Source organism: Bacteroides sp. ET336 (assembly GCF_024733815.1).
In the GTDB taxonomy this organism is placed as follows: Bacteria; Bacteroidota; Bacteroidia; order Bacteroidales; family Bacteroidaceae; genus Phocaeicola; species Phocaeicola cellulolyticus.
Genome location: NZ_JANRHK010000018.1, coordinates 1 through 20,387 on the forward strand (window position 1 = coordinate 1; position 20,387 = coordinate 20,387).

Below are 20,387 nucleotides of genomic sequence, written 5' to 3' on the forward strand. Positions count from 1 at the left end.
TAATGCAGAATGAGTTGATGGAAACTCCTTTGGGTTCACCTTCGGTCTTGTAGAGGAACCACAGTCTTTCAAAATCTTTTTCGCTAAACATAATCTTTCAAGTTTTAAGTTTAGCACGAAGGTATGGGAAAGAGCAATGCTAGTCAATACGCCAATTTTGGAAGCTTACTATCCATATTATTTCATGCAGTAAATATAATAAAAATACCGGTCCGATGAAATGCTTGTTCACCTAGAACCGGTATTTAATAATAAACCTACTTTAATTAAAGAATCCCAAACTTATGAACAAGAATAACTTGAAAATACTTATTTATTTAAAGAAATACTCTTAATCGTTATAGGTTTGCCTCCTGTAGACCAAAATCCTACTATATACAGATGAGAAGGATCAAGTTTTATACCTTCAGCATTAGTCATATTCTGCAGATTGACATTTATTACAGTAGAACTACCAAAATCATACATTGCAGGTGATGTCCAATATGAATTTTGGTCAAATAGTCTGAAAGATGCTCCACAATCATTAGGTGAAGCCAATTCTACTCTTATAGAGCTGTACTCATGCAAATCTAGTCCATCAGCATATTGCCATCCTCCAAAACCATATTTTCCTGTAATGAGTGTAGAAGTTTCTTCATCAAACGATCCATCTTCCCATATTGAAGGATTGAAAAACTCTTCTTTTAAAATAAATGGAGAAAGGACTTTTACTGAAACAGAAAGTTCTTTTCGGTCCTGACTGTCTGTTACATATGAAATTGTAAGAGTAGCCTGTCCTTCGGATACAGCTACTATTTTACCTACTCCATCAACCTTAACAACAGAATCATCAGATGAAGCAAGAGTTACTTCGTGTGTAATCATACGTGTAGATCCATCAGAATAGACAGCCTTAACATTTATATATTCAGCATCACCCATAACCAATTCAATATTATCCGGCGTTCCAACGAATTCAAGCCTTTCCAACTCTCCATTAACAACCACACCTTCAGCGTACTCCTTAAACCAATGATACATAGGCCAAGGGCATGCTTCTGGATCATTAAGGAAGGTGTAGTTTCCCAGTTCGCCAGGTATATCTTCAAAAGCAGCCAACATTTCAGAATCTGTAGTAAAGAACAGCCATGAGACATTACCGGACTTATCGGCTATATACTTAAAGTTTGCCCCGAAACCTTTTCCTCCAGCTTCTCCTGTTATACTCTTTCCCCAAGTAGCATCGTATTTCTTCGGGGCCCAATCAATTTCTGTCACCATTATAGGTGCAAATTCTGCAACAGGACCAACCTGTGCATCCCATCCACGCTGAAAAGCTTCATAACCTCCTCCTGTAGAAGAACCAATACCTTCAGAGCTGTCTTCTTCTGCATCACTGCCATACCATCCGGGGTAACAATGTACTGCAAATCCAATATTCTCCCCTTCAATCCTATGAGTAGCATATCCTGCATACGAAGACTGATAGGCTAAACCTGGTACCCATATTATATTATTACTATTATTAGAACGGATTTTATCTACAATAGCCTGAAAATATTCCTTCATATTTGCAAAACAAGCTTCACCACTGCTTCCAAATTTGCCATCCGTACCTTTGATATTTACCGGTTCATTAGCCAATTCAAACATAATACCGGTATTATTCTTCAGTTTACTGTGTTTTGACACAATATCCCACACTTTCAACAAGAATTCTTGATAAGTGTCACCAATCTCTATACCCTCGTAACCCTCACCATTAGGACAGACTCCAGGCGGACGCATAACTACATACATTCCTTTTGATAAAAAATATTCGGCCATAGGAACAAACAGTTCATCTAGATACTTGCGGAAACGTACTTCTGAAAATCTTTCATGCCCTTCATAACGAACAGAAGGTTTATTGGGGTCATCACTCCAGTATGGATCAAGATGCATACGCACAAAATTAAATTTCCAACCGGCATCCAGAATTTCGTCTACCATACGTTTATTATAACTCAAACATCCGTTTACATCATAATTTGACCATCTGTTACTATTGAAAAAAGGACTATATGTCTGGGTAAAGCCATGAAGATTTACAATTTCTCCTTCAGCATTTTTCAGATAACGACCGTCAACATGTAATTCAGGTAGTGTCACTATAGGTTCCGGTTCTGGATCCGGCTCAGGTTCTGGTTTCGGTTCCGGAGTAGGTTCTTCAACAGTTGGCGGTTCTTCTATTAATTCTTTATCACTACAAGAGAAGAGAAATTGTCCTAATATAAAACATGTAATGATAAGCTTTATTCGATATTTCATATTGTTAAATTTATTCAGATCATACAATCGAGTATAACCCCATTCATTGGCTTTCCTCTTAGAGATTCCACATCGAATCAGATTTGATATTCTCGTCTTAGGGTTTTTCCAAGATTTCCATATACACATTCGTATGCGACGTCGTAACCATTCGTCCGTTTCAAGGAGAAGACGTTTCATGTCGGCAAGGTGGTAATAGCCTATCCAACCTCTTATATATTCCTTAAGTTTTTGCTTTCTACGTTCATAACCCATTCCATTGCTACGACCTGTAAGCTCTTTCAAGCGGAGCTTCATCTTGACTTTAGATTTGGAGTGTACGCATAATTCAAATTTACCTTTGCAGTTATAAAAGGAATAACCTAAGTATTTTACACCTTTGACATATGAGACTGTTGTCTTTTCCTTGTTTACTCTCAAATGAAGTTTACCCTCGATAAATCGGGTAATAGATTCCTTAGTTTGTTTCGCCGCACTTTTACTTCGGCAGAATATCATTGAATCATCGGCATACCGAACAAAGAGATGACCTCTTCGCGTTAGTTCCTTGTCGAGTTCATTAAGCATGATATTACTTAATAGGGGACTTAAAGGACCACCTTGAGGAGTGCCTTCGTGGCTCGCCTCAAACATACCATGATTCAGGATTCCGCTGCGGAGATATTTGTGTATAAGACTAACCACTCTTCCATCCTTTATTGTACGGCTCAGTATTTCTATCAGACGACTGTGGCATACGGTATCGAAGAATCGCTCGAGGTCAAGGTCTACTACATATTTGTAGCCTGAATTGACGATGTCTTTCTCCCTGCGTAATGCAGCATGACAACCACGTCTCGGACGGAAACCGAAACTGTTCCGACTAAACTGAAATTCGTAGATGGGGGTCAGTACTTGGGTGATGGCTTGCTGTATCAGTCGGTCTACAACGGTCGGTATTCCTAACTGTCGCATCTTGCCGTTATCCTTAGGAATTTCCACTCTAAGGACAGGATTGGGACGGTAGCTGCCGTCAAGCAAAGAGCGTATCAAGCTTTTCTTGTTGGCGAGGAGCCATGGGAAAAGTTCGTCACATGACATCTTGTCGATACCGCCACACCCTTTGTTTCTGACTACAGTCTTATAAGCCTTATTCAGATTATCGGGTGAAAGAATAGCTTCCAGAAGATGCTCTCTGTCAAATGGTACTTCCACGACATTGTCTTCAACCATCCATATGAAGGTCTGCGCTCCCACATACCATTCAGATTCCGTCTTAGCTCTCTGAGGGCAGCCTAAAACTTCAGTTCCAGTTTTGTGCATTCTATCCAACATACGGTAATTTTCAATTATTATCGTTTAAATAAAGTTCTGTCCTTCACAAACTTATCGACACGTTTGCTACTATGACATCTGCTGACTTCTCACGGCAAGCTTTACTCCGCTGATTTCGATTTTTTTTTCACTATTCTCATGCGTCCGTGAGACCTCCTCGGATAAGGGTATTAACTTTCCATCTTATGTCTGCTCCATTTTTTCGCAAGCTCAAGGAAAATCCATCAACCGTTCCGAATAGCTATAGGGCTTTGGTTTGCTTTGCAACCTTACCCACGGTTATATGCCTTATATGAAGTTTCTGTTCGTCAGACCAGATGTTTGCCCCCAGCTTCCTTTAGATTCCACCTCGCGATGGACACCCTTGCTTTTGGCTGTATGATTCCCGCTATTAGGGCTCATTGGGGACTTGCACCCGTTAGCTAATACTCATGCTGAGCGTACATAATAATGGGCAGATAAAAATAATACCTGCCCATTAATATAATAGAAGATTGATTAATTTAGAAATTACTCAACATCAGTACCTCTCAATCCATTTACGAAACCTTCATAAGCAGGTTTACGATTGTAATTCAAATCCCACAATCCAACAGGCTCTCCACCTCTCCAACCAGAGTCGGCAGGACTATCTGTCGCACACCACTGAGTAATACCATACTGCTGTTCAGCAGGAATAATCTCGAAATACTTACGGATTATAAATGTATAGAACTCTGCCATTTTCTGCTGCTGTTCAAATGTTACATTTTCTGTTTTAATACCGTCTTCATTAGGGTTACTTATTTTAAGTCCCATATCCAACTCAGTAATCTTGACAAGTTTGCCTGATTCTGCCAGAATTCTGAACATATTAACAATGGCATCCTCCTGTGCTTTCTGTACTGATTCATCTAAAAAGTAACTAACGTGCATTTGAGTTCCAATACCATCAATCTTAGTAACGCCGTCAGCTTCCCATCTTTTGATCCATTCAACAAGACTCTTGGCTTTCATGTTGCCATCCCACCATGATTCCAAATTAAAGTCATTAATGAAGAGTTTCAAATCAGAAGGATTTCCACCATACTCAGCAAAGTATTTACGAGTCTTTGATTCGAGAATACGTACATAGTCTATGTCACCAAGATAATCTGGCCAATAGAAATTTGCAGTAGGATCACCATTTTCTGCAGACTGAAGGTCATATATACCGTCGTGATCATCATCTGCTCCGGATACGGTTTCATTTGCCAAATCCCAAGCAGTTACATAACCTCCTGTAGCCTCCATCATACCTTTAATCCAATTATCCAAAGCCCATGTAAGAGTATCCTTCTTTTCTTCCGGTGTCAACGGTATAGCATTGGCCGATTTCTCATAATATAAACATACATCATCGAAGTACAAAGTTCCTACGTATGCACCAATATTAAACAATAAACGTGTTGCTCCCTCTCCAGTACAAGCTGTAGAAATAGTAACCTCTTTCCAATCAGTAGTTACCTGTAAAGCAGGGAAATCACCACAACCAATATATCCATTAGGATTTTGGAAGCCAACTCCTATGCTACTTTCTTTAGTTCCTTTTATTTTAAGGCGTAAGAAATAAACTGTTCCATTTGTGAAAGGAGTAGTTACCTCATAGCACAACTGCTTTTCCCACGATTGGGATTCTGAAGGATTTTCAACGACGCAAACACCATCGACTACAGAAGATGTATGACCACCCCATCCGCCTATAGGCGTACCACTGGAATAATCATCCTCTATTACAGAGACAGGAATTGCAACCTCACCGGCATTACTTTCGTAATAAATAGCCAAATCATCAATATAAATTGATCCAGCGTATGCTCCATAATTGAAAAGGAAACGGTCCGCACCGTCTTGAGCTGTAGTTGAAACCAATACTTCAGTCCAGTCTGTAGTAATATTCATAGAAGGGAAATCTCCACGACCACCATAATCTGCGCTATGCTGGAAAGACGCCCCCATACTTCCTTCAACACTACCTTTAACTTTAAAACTCAAATAATAAACTTGACCTCCTTCAAAAGGCAAATCAATAGCAGCTTGAGCTTCCCATGGATTTACAACACTTGGGTTAGTCATTTTTAAACACTTAGAGCCATCAGGTCCTTCATTGACTACTTCAAGAGTTGAATTGTTTCCCCATCCACCAATTGGATTACCATCTTCAAAGTCTGACTGATAAGCATATTTATTCGTAACACTTCCGTCACCTACAACTTCTTTATCAGCTATCAATGAATTCAAATATTTAATATTCTGCTGTGAATGCCATCCTAATGTATGACCATATATTGTCATGCCAGCAGCTTTGGCTTCATTCACAAAATTTGTAACATTATAAAAATTCATAGTGCCATCATCAGAAACGCAGGAAGCATATTTCATTTCATTACCAGCTGTCATTTCATCAAAATTAGATATTGCCAAGCTATGAACTTGTCCACCTGCGACAAAATCATTGGCTCCCAATGCAATACCCAACTTAAAGTTGGGATTTGCAGTACGGTCAACATATGTTTTTAATGCATCATAAGCATTCAGATATTCATATTGTTCAATATTTGCCGGTTTCTCTACTTTAAATTCAGCAATCTGTTCGTCAGCACATGCTGCCATGAGAAGCAACATTGACAATGAACTTATATATAAAGATTTATTCTTCATAACCAGTACATATTTTTATTTAAAGATATTTATTTCTCATTATATGTAGGAGTGAAGGTAACTAATTTGTTTGTGCCACGAGTCTGTGCAACCAATGTATCCTTAGTAGCAACTTGCTTGAAACCATAATCTATACTATAGTCCAGATATATGACATCGCGATCTTTATTACCCCATGAATTTTTCTCTCCGTCTTCCACAAACTTTCCGCTTCCAGAAGCTACAATACCATCACTACCAGAGGTAATGGTACAGTTATCACCATCAAATGTAAGCAGCAAGTCACAAGTAACGGCCGTACCATTTTCATCATTAATAGATACTGGGAAAATTGCGGTATTAAGTGAACGAGAAGTCATTTCGCAAACCTCGTCCTTCTCTACAGATTCCTCGTGACGGACATTTGTGGTTATTGTACCATCAGCGGCGGTTGTTATTTGGTCTATTCCACGACGCAAGTAAAAGCCATGCCATGGATTCATGTATTTCACACAATATAGCACATAGTCCTTGGGCTGTATGTTCCAATAAGCCGAATTAGTGCGTGCTGGCTGGTCTCCTTCTATCGATGGAGTACCAGTAATAATACGGTCAGCACCTTTCTGTCCTGTCATTAAAACAGGAATTACATAATTGTTAGTCAGAGCCTTCGGATCGGCAAAGAAAGCATCTTTGAGTTGTATTTCAACATATCCCCAATGATCGCCACCAAATCTAATCTGATTTCCAAGCATCTCATAATAATCGGCCGGCAAAGGAAGGACCGGAGAACCATCCTCAAAGGTCAGATTATCGCACAGAGAATTGTCTATCTCGACGTCGATAGTAATATCCCTTCCCTCGTATGAACCTCCCATAGTGGCGTAAATTGCACATTTGTGTTCATTATCACGCGAATTATCTACTACCTCATCATTACCGAGGACCAATGTACGCACCGGATACTGATATGCAAAATATACAGAAGTTCCTCCCTCATAATCAGGGAAAGTTCTGTCCGCATTCTTACAGGAAGAGAAAGCAAACGCCATAACCCCCGACATCATCAATAATATAGATTTTCTTGTTTCCATTTTTACTTTCATAATTTTAATTAAACATATATTACTGCCATCCTTTATTCTGCTGGAGATTACTCCATTTCAGTATTTCAGAATAAGGTATAGGACCGTGATACATATAGTCTCTATAATTACGTATCTCTACATCAATTTCCGTATATTTCAAAGAGTTGCCTGTAGCTTGTTCTATACGTATACCTCTAGCAGTCTCGTTAAGCGGTAAATTCCAACGTCGAATGTCCCAAAAACGTTTGTTCTCGAAACATAACTCAATGCGTCTTTCGTTTCTAATAAGCTCTGTCATCCGTGTCTGATCATTCTTAACACTCTCCAGATATGGATCGCCATTATCCGTTCCAACACCTCCACGTACACGTAAAGCCTTTATTACATCGTATGCGCTATAAGTATTTCCACCAGTACCGGTAGGTCCCCAAGCGTCGTTGGCTGCCTCGGCATAAGCCAAAAAGATTTCCGTATATCTAATACGTACCGGGAAATGATACTTAGGGTTAAGAGCACTCGGATTTGGATTACAATCCTCACGTAAAAGCTTGCGCAGATAATATCCAGTACGAGTAGATGTACCTATTTTATTCAGTCCATCATCTGTCTTATTCTCGCTGTCGGCATATAGTCCAGTGATGATTGTTTTACCCTTATAAGTACTACCGTTATATAATATATAATTTGTCAAACGTGGATCACGATTCGCATAAGGGTTTAAAGCGTCATAACCACTGTTAGAAGTATCTGTTATAGGATAACCGTTAGCCATCGGGAAAGCGTCAACCAGATTCTGTGTAGGATTGATTCTACCGCTTCCATATAATGTTGGTGGAAAATTGTTCTTCTCCTGTGTGATACCTATATCCCAATCAGCATCACTATTAGTACGGTTACCTCTCCACAGGATTTCTGCTGTTACGGCACCGGAGCCCATATTGTCAAGCTCATCTGTATTATTGTACCATGTATTTCCACGAGGGTCTATTCCGCTGACACCTCCTATTCTGTTAAGAACTGTAGCAGCATATCCTGCAGCCTCTTCTGATGTAACACCAGAAGCCTCACGATAGGCAGGACTTGCCGCTAGAAGAGCAACCTGAGCCTTAATACCTTCAGCTATACGTCCTGATATACGTCCACGTTGATAAGTTCCGAACACTAGGTTATAGCCACCCATCTCGGCACCTATTTCCTGATATCTTGAAGGAAGTTCTGCATTACTGCCGATATTTGCGAAGTCAAGCGGCAAGAGTTCTATTGCCTTGTCAAGATCGTCAAAGATATAGTTTACACATTCGCTAAACGAGTTACGTGGCTGGTTGAATTCGGAGTTTTTATCTTCAGGCTCGAACACCATTGGTACACCCAACAGCTGTCCATCGTCAGTCCATCCGGCATGCGCTTGCAGAAGATAGAAATAATTCAATGCGCGCAGAGCATACGCTTCGCCACTCAACTTGTCAATAAACATCCTGTTAGTAGTCTCAGTACTAGACCATTTCACCTTATCCACAATACTTAGGAAAGTATTGATATACTGTATAGTAGCCTTACGAGCCTGCCACTGTTCCATAGGATTGTTGCTTGATGACCAAGCACCAAGTGCCATTTTCGAGTAATTACTAGTAAGATCGTTGGTTACAGCATCATCAGTAGCAACATCGCTGACGCTTGAATTATCATATGGCAACATCGCATAACCATATCCCAACAAACCTGAGGCATAGTTAGGATCGGAAAACATTTCTTCCACACCTCTAATGTTCTCCTGAGACGGCTCAAACATATCTTCACAAGCTGAGAGAGATGCAAGAAGCACAGTAGATATAAAAATATATTTCAGTTTCATTTTTATCACTTTTTTTAGAATACTGCTTTTAAACCAATGTTATAGTATCTGCTCTGAGGCGCACTTCCCACATTCAACTCCATGTGTTCGCGTTCCTTAGAGATAGTAAGCAGATTGGCTCCGCCCACAAATGCCGACAGTTCCTTTACGAAAGAGCTGCGCAATATATGCTTAGGTAAATCATATGTAATCTGTATCTTAGCCAGATCGAAACGGTTTGCCTTATACATCCAGAAATCGGAATCACAGAAATTCTGACTTGCATTGAGTGTTGACAAACGTGGGTAAGTAGCGGTAGAAGCTGTAGCCTCTGTCCAACGGTTGCGTACCACTGCAGAATACTTGTCTTCCTGATCCACCCAATAATAAGAACTGTTCTTCAAGCCATAGCTTCCAACTCCACCAGTACCGAGAACAAAAAGAGTGAAATCCTTCCACTTGGCAGTGATGTTTACACCCATAGTAAACGGAGCTCCATACCAGCCACCTTTACCAAGATAAACCTCATCCTTCTCGTCAATAATATTGTCACCGTTTTGATCGATATATTTGATATCTCCCGGTTTAATCTGTCCTAACTTAGACTGATCATACCAGCTGTCAATATCTTCCTGACTTTGGAACAATCCAGCACTTTGATATCCCCATATACCGTCAATTGGCTTACCTTCACGATAACGGTGAGCGTCGTCATATATTTCATCACGCTTTGTAGCCTTAGTATCATAGTATGTACCTGAAACTCCTAAAGACAAATCTACCTCACCGATACGATGGTTCACATTCACACTAAAATCAAAACCTATACGGCGGTTATTGTTATAATTCAATACTGGCAAAAACGAAGCTACAGGATAACCGGTACTTAAGTATGAAGGATAGAACGTAGGCTTATCGATCAAGTAACCTTCGTTGGACATAATGAAGAAGGAAGCGTCAAGAGTGATAAAACGTTTCCACAATGAAGTATTCAGATTGACAGAAAGTTCCTTACGCTTTATGAAGTCGAGATCGTAGTTCTCACCTTTAGTTGAGTAAGTATATTTACCTGCCGATCCGTCATACCAGCCATAGCCATCAGCCTGAGTCCACAAGCCATCATACAGATAAAATTCAGTATCACCCATCTTAAGATCGATATCTTGATTCAGGATACTACCCGATACGCTAAGCATCATGTCATCCACAACAGGAGAGTCCTTAAGAAAATCTTCTTCGCTCAGACGCCATCCCAATGTAAGCGAAGGCGACAGGGCATTTCTGTGTCCCGGTGCCAGTTTTGCCGAATGAATCAGAGCTGCGCTGAAGTCTGCATAATAACGCTGACGGTAGTTATATCCTGCCTGTAAAGCCAAGTTAGCATTACTAATACGGTGATATTGCGCAGAACGTGTCTGCTGATAACCATTTGCAATAAGCATAGCAGATACGTTATGATCCTTAGCAAATGTATTCTGATAATTAAACTGAGCATTAAAGGCTATAGTCTGATTATCAGCACTTCCACCAACATTCTGAATACCTGGACGCTCGTCCAAACCTTCTTTGGTAAGCCCTACAATGACATCCTTGCCATTGTAGTTAGACCATGTTGGAACAAATATGGCATAATTATTATCGAACGATGTATTATAAGAAGTTGCATAGTCAACAGCAAACATAGCCTTAAACGACAATCCCTTCAGAAGTTTCTCCAAGCTAACATCCACCCCAGTGTCGAACTGAAACTGACGGCTGGTATATTTACTGCTTCCTGCCGCATATACATCTGCAAAAGCGTTTGTAGGATTGGCTTGCGAACCGCCCAGGAAGTATTTGCCATCGATAATATTACCCGAAGTACTCAATAATTCCCACACAGCGCTCGCATTAGGATCAATCATATCGATAGGTATAAGCGGAGCCGCGTTCTGCGGAAAGTTTGGTCGCATGGTAGAAGCTGCTTCCCAATAATTGCCTTTTGCGCTCTTTGAATTATAGAAAGTAGCGTTAGCATTGATATATGCTTTGATGAAATCATTAATCTTTACGTCCACATTAGTACGTACATTAAAACGATCCACCATATTATTTTCCGCTTCGCCAAAGTTCAGATAGTCACCATTACGATAATAGCTGATATTGCTGTAAAAATGAGCTTTTGAACCTCCGCCCTCAATCTCGGCTGTAACCTCTGAACGATTATACATTTTCTTTACATAATCGGAAGAATAATAATTTATGTCCGGATAGCGGTAAGGATTTAATCCTGAAGCATGATTGTAAATTTGTGTATCGGAATACAAAGGGGCCAGCCCATCGTTTACACGTGCCTCATTATATAGAGTCATATATTCAGCTGATCCCAAATATTCTGGAAAACTTTTTGCAACATTGAAACCTGTATTAGCTCTAACACTCACACTCAGCCCTTCAGCAGTGCTTCGCTTGGTAGAAATCAGGATAGCTCCTTTGGCAGCTTTACTACCATATAACACTACAGCCTGTGCTCCCTTCAAGAAAGTTATCTGCTCTATCTCTGTAGGCATCACGTTGTTGGCATCACGCGGAACTCCGTCCACAAGGACCAAATAACCAGCATTATCGCCATCCATTCCCCACAGGGAGTTTCCGTTCCATCCACCCACATAGCCTTGCATATTATCCAGACTATAAGTATTATAGTTTTTCCGGGTAAGTTCCTCCATATTGACAACAGAAACTCCTCCAAGAAGATCCTTGCGTGATACTTTCCGGAATGCCACCTGAACCTCGGCGTCATTTCCTGTTGACAATGTGTCAGTATCATTCTCAATCGCACTCTGCGCTCCGGCCAGACAAGGTGCTGCGGTAAGCATAGCAAGAAGAATGAATTTTGTCTGTTTATCTTTCATTGTTCAGTTTTTTATTATTATACATCAGTATTTTTCTGTTAACTCCTTTGATATTCAATTAGCCTTATTGATTTACCGTTTTATTCCCAACCTGGATTCTGTGGAAATTCCGGATAAAGGTAAACATCATCATCAGGAAGAGGGAACCAATAATGCTTGATACCGAACACTCGTTTAACAAGCAATTTGTGACGATAGTTCGCAACTCTAGCTTCAGCAGGATCATTATTTCTGTAGAAGTCATCATCCTCAAGACGATCAAACTCTACAGCATACTTTTCATTATAAGGAGATTCAGTAAGCAGAAGCCAACGCTGAAGGTCATTGAAACGGAATCCTTCCATTGAAAGTTCCACAGCACGCTCACGGCGAATTTCGTCCATAAACTTATTTCTGTCTGCAGCATACGAGTCTGCTACCTCACCAGCACCACAGCGGTTACGTATTGTATTAATTGCATCCAGAGCAGTTTTTCCAAAATTACTACTCTTTGCTGAAGCTCCTCCTGTAGCAGCACAAGCCTCAGCATACATAAGATAGATATCAGCTAGACGCATATAGGGAAGATAAGTGTGAAGCGCACTTCCCCAATCATATTCTTTATCACCAACATTACATGTATGTGGTACTAATTTTTGGAAAAAATATCCCGTGCGACTACCCATATCATCAGAACGCATATCTCCACCTCCACTCGACAGATTCAGATAAGCGTATGGTTTCTGAGCGTCGTTCAACTTATCTTCAGCAAGTACATAATGAAAACCGTCAAACACAATGTCGTGATAGAAGCGAGGATCACGATTCTTAAACGGGTGAGTAGGATCAAAACCGGAGTTAGGATCATCCAAAGGTAATCCATTACTCATACCGTACATTTCAACTAAATTTGCAGTTGGCAAATGAATAATGACGTCGTGTTCTACTAAACTTGCGACCTTAGGTCCCCACAATTTAGACATATTCCAGTTGGAATTATTACCATCAGCTCCTCCGTCACTTCCCGATGGACCTCTAAATATAGCTTCAACCGAGCCTGGCACCTGCCAATTCTGACGACGCGTATAAAAGATATCAGAATAGCATGTTGTAGCGCCAGCAGCCTTTTCATGGTCATAAACATTCGAATAGTTAAATTCCGCTAAGGCATATTGTGTCTGTCCGCCTTCAACTAGTGCAAGTAACTCTCCGAAAGCCTCTGCTGACTTATGACAATATTCCTCGTCGTAATTATAAGTTTGACTTCCTCCCAACTGAGCACCATTTTTCATTAAAGGACTTCCTGCCCAAAGATAATTTTTGCCTAGATATCCCAATGCCATAATCTTGTTTATACGAAGTTGATTCCTACCTACTGTAGCCTGTCCGGCATTGGTATCATCCCAATCAATCGGTAGTAAATCTGCCGCACGACGAAAATCTTCCGCAGCTTTGTCTGCACACTCCTGATACGACAGACGAGGTAGAGTCAGTTCTTGTGTAGCGTCGAGCACCTGATCAATATATGGAAGACCTCCCCAATATGTCATCATCTCAAAGTGCCACCACGCACGGAAGAAATAAAGCTGTCCAGCAATCAGATTTCTCTCATCTTCTGTTCCCACCATTTTGTCAAGATTAGCTAGACCAATGTTGCACTTACGGATACAGTACCATGCATGTCCCCATAACGAATGATTGAAGCTATTAGTCGATCTCGGATCATTAGTACTCGTCATCAGCCATGTCTGCCCGTTGCTGTACCAGTTACGGAAATTTCCTAAATCAACCTGATTGGTCATGTGTGCATTACCAAGCGAATTGAAAAGCTCATCATCGCCCCAGTTCCAAGAAGTACAATAATTACATTTCTCCTTGTCAGGAATACAGTTATAAATTTCTTCCACAAAACCCTGAAAATTACGAAAATCTTTAAAAGCATCCTCCTTATTTACAGTAGCCTCGGGACTCTTGTCAAGATAATCCTGACAAGAAGTCATACCGCAACCTATCACCATGGAAAAAAGTGCAGTATATATATATGTATATTGTTTTCTCATATATCTGTTTTTTATAGTAGTAAAAGGAGGTAAAATTATTTATACCTCTGAACTACGTATTTTTATAATGTAAACTTAATACCTAAATTATAACGTTTCACTGTAGGATAAGCTCCCAAATATCCAGCTCCTGAGAGATTTGCCTCACGGTCGTCAGGCATACGAGTCCACAACCACAAGTTATTTCCGTTAAGATAAATCTTAAGGTTACTGATACCCAACTTTTGTACCCATCCCTTTGTCCATGTATAAGCTATTTCAACATTTTTCAAACGGATATATGAACCATCATACATATATTGCGTACCGTCATAATAAGTAGGCTTCGAATTCCAGCGAGGAACAACAATATCTGCATTTGGTTCATCTTTTGACCACCATGTTCCTGCATCGTAAACAGTATTTAAGTTATTTTCCAAACTTTTTAAAGCAACATCACGTGTAACATTATTAACGCCATAGAACTGTGCAAAGGCACTAAAGCCTTTCCATTCAAATCCAATCGTAGCATTGTATGTATTTTCAGGCGAACTCGTATATCCATAAGGAACAGAGTCTTTACTGTCTATAACACCATCACCATTATAATCAACAATATAATAGTCTCCAACCAATTTTTGAGAGTCACTTGAATCATGAGCTGGACTACCAAACATCTGATCATAATTTTGGATAAAACCATTGTCAATATAAGAATAATATTGACCAACACCGTGTCCTGCAGCCTTCTGATATGCAGGTCGCAAAGCTTGATCATCCTTCACAAGTACAACATTACGAGCATGAGTCATATTAAAATTACCCCAAAGACGCAATCCATTCGCTAAAACTTTATTTAAACGTAATTCTAATTCATAACCTGTTGTACGGATTTTTCCTTTATTTATTGAAGGAGGTGTTCCGCCAAAATAAGAAGGTATTGAACGATCACTACCAAATACAAATATATTCGAACGAGTATCACGGAAAAATTCAACACTACCTGCCATTAATCCTTCAAAGAAAGAGTAATCTATACCTAAATTCATTTTTTCCACGACTTCCCACTGTATGTCTTCATTGCCAATAGCAGATTCATACCACCAAGTATAAATACTTTCAGCATGGTTCAAATCCAAACGAGTGTGACCCGCATATTTCCATGAATCCATGTACAACCAACGACGTGATTCATCAAATGGATCTCCAAGTTGGTCGGAACCAATCTCACCATACGATGCACGAATCTTCATCATATCAAGAATTTTTTTCTCACGAAGATAACGCATAAAAGGTTCTTCACTGACCATCCATCCTATAGCACCAGAATTAAAGAAAGCAAAACGATTCTCAGGGCTAAACTTTTCTGAACCGTTATACGCACCATTATATTCTACAAAATATCTATTAGCAAAATCATAAGTAACACGAAAAGCCCAGTCTTCACGATAAGTAGGCATCACACTACCTCTTGCATTCTCCTGACGGCTAAATAATCCCATAGCAGTCATATTATGTTTACCAAAAGAACGCGCCCAACTTAACTGTGCCTGATAATACAAATTTCTTATTGTTCTACTGTTATCTACAGATCCAGACTGTGTAATCCAATTTATACCCTGCGACCAATCAAATCCTTGATTGGTATCATATGATTCTCCCCATACAACCTGACCGGTTTCCGGATCAATCCACTTAGTTTGCGCATCATTATATAAATCATTAATTCCACGATTATTCTCAACAAACTCATTATCCCATGATATTGTAGCTCTTGCGACAAGACCTTTTGTTATAAAAGATAAATCCTGTTCCAAAGTAAAGTCTGTATTAATGCGTGTTGTCGTTGTCTGCATTGTTCCACTAATTGCAATATTCTGTACTGAATTTGTTGTATTTGAAACTTTAGGATAAAAACCCCAACTACCATCAGAATATTGAGGCAAAAACACATCAGACGGAATATTATATACACCAGACCATTGCTGACCTATCTGCCATTCAGAATTTCCCGAATTACTCCATGGTGATTTTCTAATACCATTTGAACCAGCCAAATTTACTTTCAACACAGTACTTTTTGTAATATTAAAATCAATATTACTACGTACATTTACACGGTCATATCCATAACCAGAATTATAGCCACGTCCATTATCATAAACTCGGAAAAGGTCGCCTTCATGCACATAATCCGCAGCAGCGAAATATTTTACAAACTTTGTACCACCACTAATGTTAATATTTGCGTTGTATGACATGGTATTATCCTTAAACAAAGCCTTCTGCCAATCTACATTAGGATAGCGTTCCCTTTGCTCAACAGTAGTTTGATTGCGATAATTATTAATAAAAGCTTGAGAACGTATATCAGCCCATGATTGAGGAGCCAACGCTAATTCATGTTCGATGGCAATATTACGGAACATTAGAGCATCATACGAATCATATTTATTAGGTAATTTCGAAGGAGATTTCAAAGTCGCATTAAAACCGACATCAATCTTAGCACTTCCTTCTGTACCTCTCTTGGTAGTAATCAGGATAACTCCATTTGCACCCTTTACACCATATACTGCTGTTGCAGAAGCATCTTTCAAAACAGAAATAGACTGAACAGAAGTAATATCCACTGAACTCATTGGACGCTCAATTCCATCTACCAAAACAAGAGGCTCTTCATTATTATTCCATGAACTAGCACCACGAATTGTAATCTTAGGATCTTCTTCACCAGGCATACCTGTTCCAGCAGTAGTAACAACACCTGGAAGATTACCAGTCAATGCGGCACCAATATCCGAAACACCGGCAGCTCTTTCCAGCACTTTGCCTGTTGTCTGCGTGATAGCACCAACCACAGAAGCCTTTTTCTGCTGTCCATAACCAACAACTACAACTTCCTCAAGCATTTCGGAATCCTCTCGTAATACAACTACTATCATACTGCGTCCATCAACCTTAACGTCTTGTGGAGTCATACCCAAATAAGAAACGGTCAATACTGCATCCTTACTTGGTACTTCCAAAGTAAAATTTCCATCAAAGTCTGCCACAGTACCAACAGTACTCTGACTTTTCAACACAATAGCCGCACCGATTAAAGGTTCGTCATTCGCATCAAGGACTTTTCCCTGTACAACGAAAGTCTGAGCCATCATCGAAACATTGCCAAGCAATAACAGGAAAAAGAACACCTTCATCTGTGTGAGAAAGTGTTTTTTCTTATCAAAAGAAAATTTCTCAATAAACTTTTGTCTTATGTTTTTCATTACTTTAATAATTAAAAATAAAAAATTAAATAGTCGATTCTTAGATTCATCAGTTTTTGCTATCCACTTTCTTCAATAATATTCATACGCATTTTCATTTAAGATTACACATTTAAATTTCATTTAACACATTGCAAATTTACATTATTTTTTTTTGTATTCACAATATTTTCATTCCAAAATATGTAACCGACGTTACATAACAACCGTAAATGTTACATATGTTTTGCTGCATGTTACATTTAAATAATTGCAGTTATATCTATGTATTTATACAGGCTTACTAGGATATAAAATCCAACTTAAAAATCAACAACAGGTAAAACCATATTTTTTATGTAATCTGATATAAAAGATACTTTCTTTAAAACAAACTAACCTTTTCAGGATTGATTATCACAATTATTTTACTACTTTTGCCAATAAATAAATTTATAAAATGGCACAAAACTCACGTCAAATACAGTCGCAGGCACAACAGCAAGTCCAGACACTTTCACCACAGCAAGTGTTGCTGGTAAAACTTCTGGAATTGCCAACAGTGGAATTGGAAGAGCGAGTACATGCAGAGATTTTGGATAATCCTGCACTGGAAGAAGGGAAAGACCCTGCCGAAATAGCTGAGGATCAGGCTAACGAATATCCTACTGACCCTGATGCAGACCCGGATACGAACTATAACGAAGATGTATCGCTGGGCGACTACCGTACAGAAGATGACATTCCTGACTATAAACTGCAAGAGAACAACCGTTCCGCAGGCGAAACTCCAGAAGAAATACCTTTATCGGACAATGTTTCTTTCTACGAGACACTGAAAGAGCAGCTTGACATGCAAGAACTGACCGACGAGCAGAAAATGCTTGGAGAGTATATCATAGGTTCACTGGATGATGACGGACTTCTGAGGAAAACCACAGAAGCTATAATGGACGAACTGGCCATATATCAGGGAATATACACAACAGAAGAAGAACTTGAACACATCATATCGATAATACAGGACTTTGACCCTGCCGGAATAGGTGCAAGAAGCCTCAAAGAATGTCTTCTTCTTCAGATAAAGAGAAAAGAGGATTCGCCGCTGAAAAAAATAGAATACGACATAATAGACCAGTATTGCGACGAGTTCACAAAGAAAAACAAGGATAAGATTATACAGAAACTCAATATCACGGAAGATGAATACAATGCTGCCGTGGCCGAACTTGTAAAGTTAAATCCGCGTCCGGGAAGTTCCATGGGAGAAGCCATGGGCAAAAACCTGCATCACATAATCCCGGACTTTATAGTCGAGACAGAAGATGACGGAAATATCATCCTGAGCCTCAACAACAGAAATGTTCCGGAACTCCGACTAAGCAGAACATTTACGGACATGCTGGAAGAACAGACCAAGAACAAAGCCAACCAATCGAAAGAAGCAAAAGACGCATTCATGTTCCTGAAGCAGAAGGTTGATGCAGCCCAAGGATTTATCAATGCCGTAAAGCAAAGACAGAACACCATGCTAAGCACCATGCAGGCAATAATAGACCTGCAGCGCCCGTTCTTTACCGAGGGAGATGAAACCTTGCTGAAACCTATGATACTGAAGGATGTGGCGGAAAGGGCCAAACTGGACATCTCGACTGTATCAAGGGTAAGCAACAGCAAGTATGTGCAAACCAACTTCGGTATCTTCCCGCTCAAGTACTTTTTCAACGACGGATATACCACCGACAACGGTGAGGAACTGTCCGTAAGAGAAATAAAAAGAATTCTGAAAGAAGTGATTGACAACGAAGACAAGGAAAACCCTCTGACTGACGACGAACTGGCAGAAGTCCTTAAAGACAAAGGCTACCCTATAGCACGCCGTACTGTCGCCAAATACCGTACACAGTTAAATATTCCTGTAGCTAGACTAAGAAGATAAAATGGAAGAAAATAATATTCCCAGCGAACTGACATATCACGAGCCTGTGCATTTCACGGAACAGGAAAAAAAGGACCCGCTATATATAGCATCCTATATAGTATCGGCGATATTCTCGCCGTTCATGGTTCCGTTTGTGGCATTTCTGATGATATTTCTATTTACATATCTCAACATAATGCCCATGTCGTACAAACTGTCGATACTCGGACTTGTGTATTGCTTCACCATTTTTTTCCCCATGCTGGGTATATACATTTTCCAGAAAATCAACGGCTGGGGAATAAAAGAGCTGGGACACCGTGAAAACAGGTTCGTCCCGTACGGACTGACAATCCTAAGCTACATAGGCGGTCTGGTGACAATGTACAGGATACACACTCCAAGGTATATGAGCGGAATAGTTCTTGCCGTACTGATATGTATGGTATTGTGTACCATTGTAAACCTAAAGCTCAAAATCAGTACACACGCGGCTAGTAGCGGATTAATGGTCGGGGGACTGCTGTCCTACAGTTTTCTTTTCCAGTTCAATCCGGTATGGTGGCTGTCAGGATTCATATTGCTGGCTGGTATGTTGTGTACAGCCAGAATAATAATGCGCCAACACACTCTTATTGAAGTTTTCGGAGGATTTGTTGTCGGATTATTTTGCGGTGTCACAGGAATTTTGTTTATTTGAAAAGATATACTAACCTTGCAAATTTTAAAACCATGAATTTTCCAACAAACGTAAAGTACACAAACGAACATGAATGGATTCGTTTAGAAGGAGAAGAAGCATATGTAGGTATAACAGACTATGCTCAAACACAATTAGGTGATATTGTATTCGTAGATGTTCCTACAGAAGGAGAAACACTGGAAAAAGGAGAAACATTCGGAAGTATTGAAGTAGTAAAGACCGTTTCCGATTTGTTCCTGCCTGTTGGAGGAGAAATACTTGAAGTAAATCCGGCACTTGAAGAAAATCCTGAACTTGTGAATAAAGACCCTTACGGCGAAGGATGGATTATCAGAATCAAGCCTACAGACGTTTCTGAAGCTGAAGAACTGCTGGATGCAGAAGCATATAAAAAACTTATAAACGAATAATATCAAA

General features: G+C 39.7%; 10 protein-coding genes and 1 pseudogene. 3 read left to right on the forward strand and 8 right to left on the reverse strand.

Annotated elements, in window-relative coordinates; translation table 11 throughout:
* Positions 1-309: 309 nt before the first annotated feature.
* The 8 genes and pseudogenes from NW213_RS13670 to NW213_RS13705 all read right to left on the reverse strand — a co-directional run bounded on the left by NW213_RS13670 (position 310) and on the right by NW213_RS13705 (position 17,367).
* Positions 310-2,292 (reverse strand): cellulase family glycosylhydrolase, encoded by a 1,983-nt coding sequence (locus NW213_RS13670; protein WP_154043350.1) that lies wholly within the window; start codon positions 2,290-2,292, stop codon positions 310-312.
* A gap of 27 nt (positions 2,293-2,319) precedes the next feature.
* Positions 2,320-3,606 (reverse strand): annotated as a pseudogene (gene ltrA / locus NW213_RS13675) (group II intron reverse transcriptase/maturase); the annotation flags it as partial.
* Positions 3,607-4,116: 510 nt separating this feature from the next.
* Positions 4,117-6,285, reverse strand: coding sequence for an endo-1,4-beta-xylanase (locus NW213_RS13680; RefSeq protein WP_258323115.1), 2,169 nt, complete (start codon positions 6,283-6,285; stop codon positions 4,117-4,119).
* Positions 6,286-6,314: 29 nt separating this feature from the next.
* Positions 6,315-7,358, reverse strand: a complete 1,044-nt coding sequence (locus tag NW213_RS13685; protein WP_258323116.1) for a DUF5627 domain-containing protein — start codon at positions 7,356-7,358, stop codon at positions 6,315-6,317.
* Between the two features lie 31 nt (positions 7,359-7,389).
* Positions 7,390-9,204 (reverse strand): RagB/SusD family nutrient uptake outer membrane protein, encoded by a 1,815-nt coding sequence (locus NW213_RS13690; RefSeq protein WP_258323117.1) that lies wholly within the window; start codon positions 9,202-9,204, stop codon positions 7,390-7,392.
* A gap of 14 nt (positions 9,205-9,218) precedes the next feature.
* Positions 9,219-12,077, reverse strand: a complete 2,859-nt coding sequence (locus NW213_RS13695) for a SusC/RagA family TonB-linked outer membrane protein (RefSeq protein WP_258323118.1) — start codon at positions 12,075-12,077, stop codon at positions 9,219-9,221.
* An 80-nt stretch (positions 12,078-12,157) separates the two neighbouring features.
* Entirely contained in the window at positions 12,158-14,116 is a 1,959-nt protein-coding gene (locus NW213_RS13700) for a RagB/SusD family nutrient uptake outer membrane protein (protein ID WP_375338152.1), read from the reverse strand.
* Positions 14,117-14,178: 62 nt separating this feature from the next.
* Positions 14,179-17,367, reverse strand: a complete 3,189-nt coding sequence (locus tag NW213_RS13705; protein WP_375338153.1) for a SusC/RagA family TonB-linked outer membrane protein — start codon at positions 17,365-17,367, stop codon at positions 14,179-14,181.
* Between the two features lie 439 nt (positions 17,368-17,806).
* Here NW213_RS13705 and rpoN point away from each other — a divergent pair, with 439 nt between their 5' ends.
* The 3 genes from rpoN to gcvH are packed head-to-tail and all read left to right on the forward strand — an operon-like array spanning position 17,807 to position 20,380.
* Positions 17,807-19,285 carry an RNA polymerase factor sigma-54 gene (gene rpoN, locus NW213_RS13710; protein WP_258323119.1) on the forward strand — a complete coding sequence of 493 codons (1,479 nt, stop codon included), beginning with the start codon at positions 17,807-17,809 and terminating at the stop codon, positions 19,283-19,285.
* A gap of 1 nt (position 19,286) precedes the next feature.
* Complete coding sequence (locus NW213_RS13715) at positions 19,287-19,967, forward strand: phosphatase PAP2 family protein (RefSeq protein WP_258323120.1); 681 nt, start codon at positions 19,287-19,289, stop codon at positions 19,965-19,967.
* Between the two features lie 32 nt (positions 19,968-19,999).
* On the forward strand, positions 20,000-20,380 hold the full coding sequence (gcvH, locus tag NW213_RS13720; protein WP_154043106.1) for a glycine cleavage system protein GcvH: 381 nt from the start codon (positions 20,000-20,002) through the stop codon (positions 20,378-20,380).
* Positions 20,381-20,387 lie beyond the last annotated feature (7 nt).

Bases quoted from the DNA above. Each gene is read 5' to 3' on its own strand.
- NW213_RS13670 (WP_154043350.1), bottom strand. From the start codon at position 2,292: ATGAAATATCGAATAAAGCTTATCATTACATGTTTTATATTAGGACAA.
- NW213_RS13680 (WP_258323115.1), bottom strand. From the start codon at position 6,285: ATGAAGAATAAATCTTTATATATAAGTTCATTGTCAATGTTGCTTCTC.
- NW213_RS13685 (WP_258323116.1), bottom strand. From the start codon at position 7,358: ATGGAAACAAGAAAATCTATATTATTGATGATGTCGGGGGTTATGGCG.
- NW213_RS13690 (WP_258323117.1), bottom strand. From the start codon at position 9,204: ATGAAACTGAAATATATTTTTATATCTACTGTGCTTCTTGCATCTCTC.
- NW213_RS13695 (WP_258323118.1), bottom strand. From the start codon at position 12,077: ATGAAAGATAAACAGACAAAATTCATTCTTCTTGCTATGCTTACCGCA.
- NW213_RS13700 (WP_375338152.1), bottom strand. From the start codon at position 14,116: ATGAGAAAACAATATACATATATATATACTGCACTTTTTTCCATGGTG.
- NW213_RS13705 (WP_375338153.1), bottom strand. From the start codon at position 17,367: ATGAAAAACATAAGACAAAAGTTTATTGAGAAATTTTCTTTTGATAAG.
- rpoN (WP_258323119.1), top strand. From the start codon at position 17,807: ATGGCACAAAACTCACGTCAAATACAGTCGCAGGCACAACAGCAAGTC.
- NW213_RS13715 (WP_258323120.1), top strand. From the start codon at position 19,287: ATGGAAGAAAATAATATTCCCAGCGAACTGACATATCACGAGCCTGTG.
- gcvH (WP_154043106.1), top strand. From the start codon at position 20,000: ATGAATTTTCCAACAAACGTAAAGTACACAAACGAACATGAATGGATT.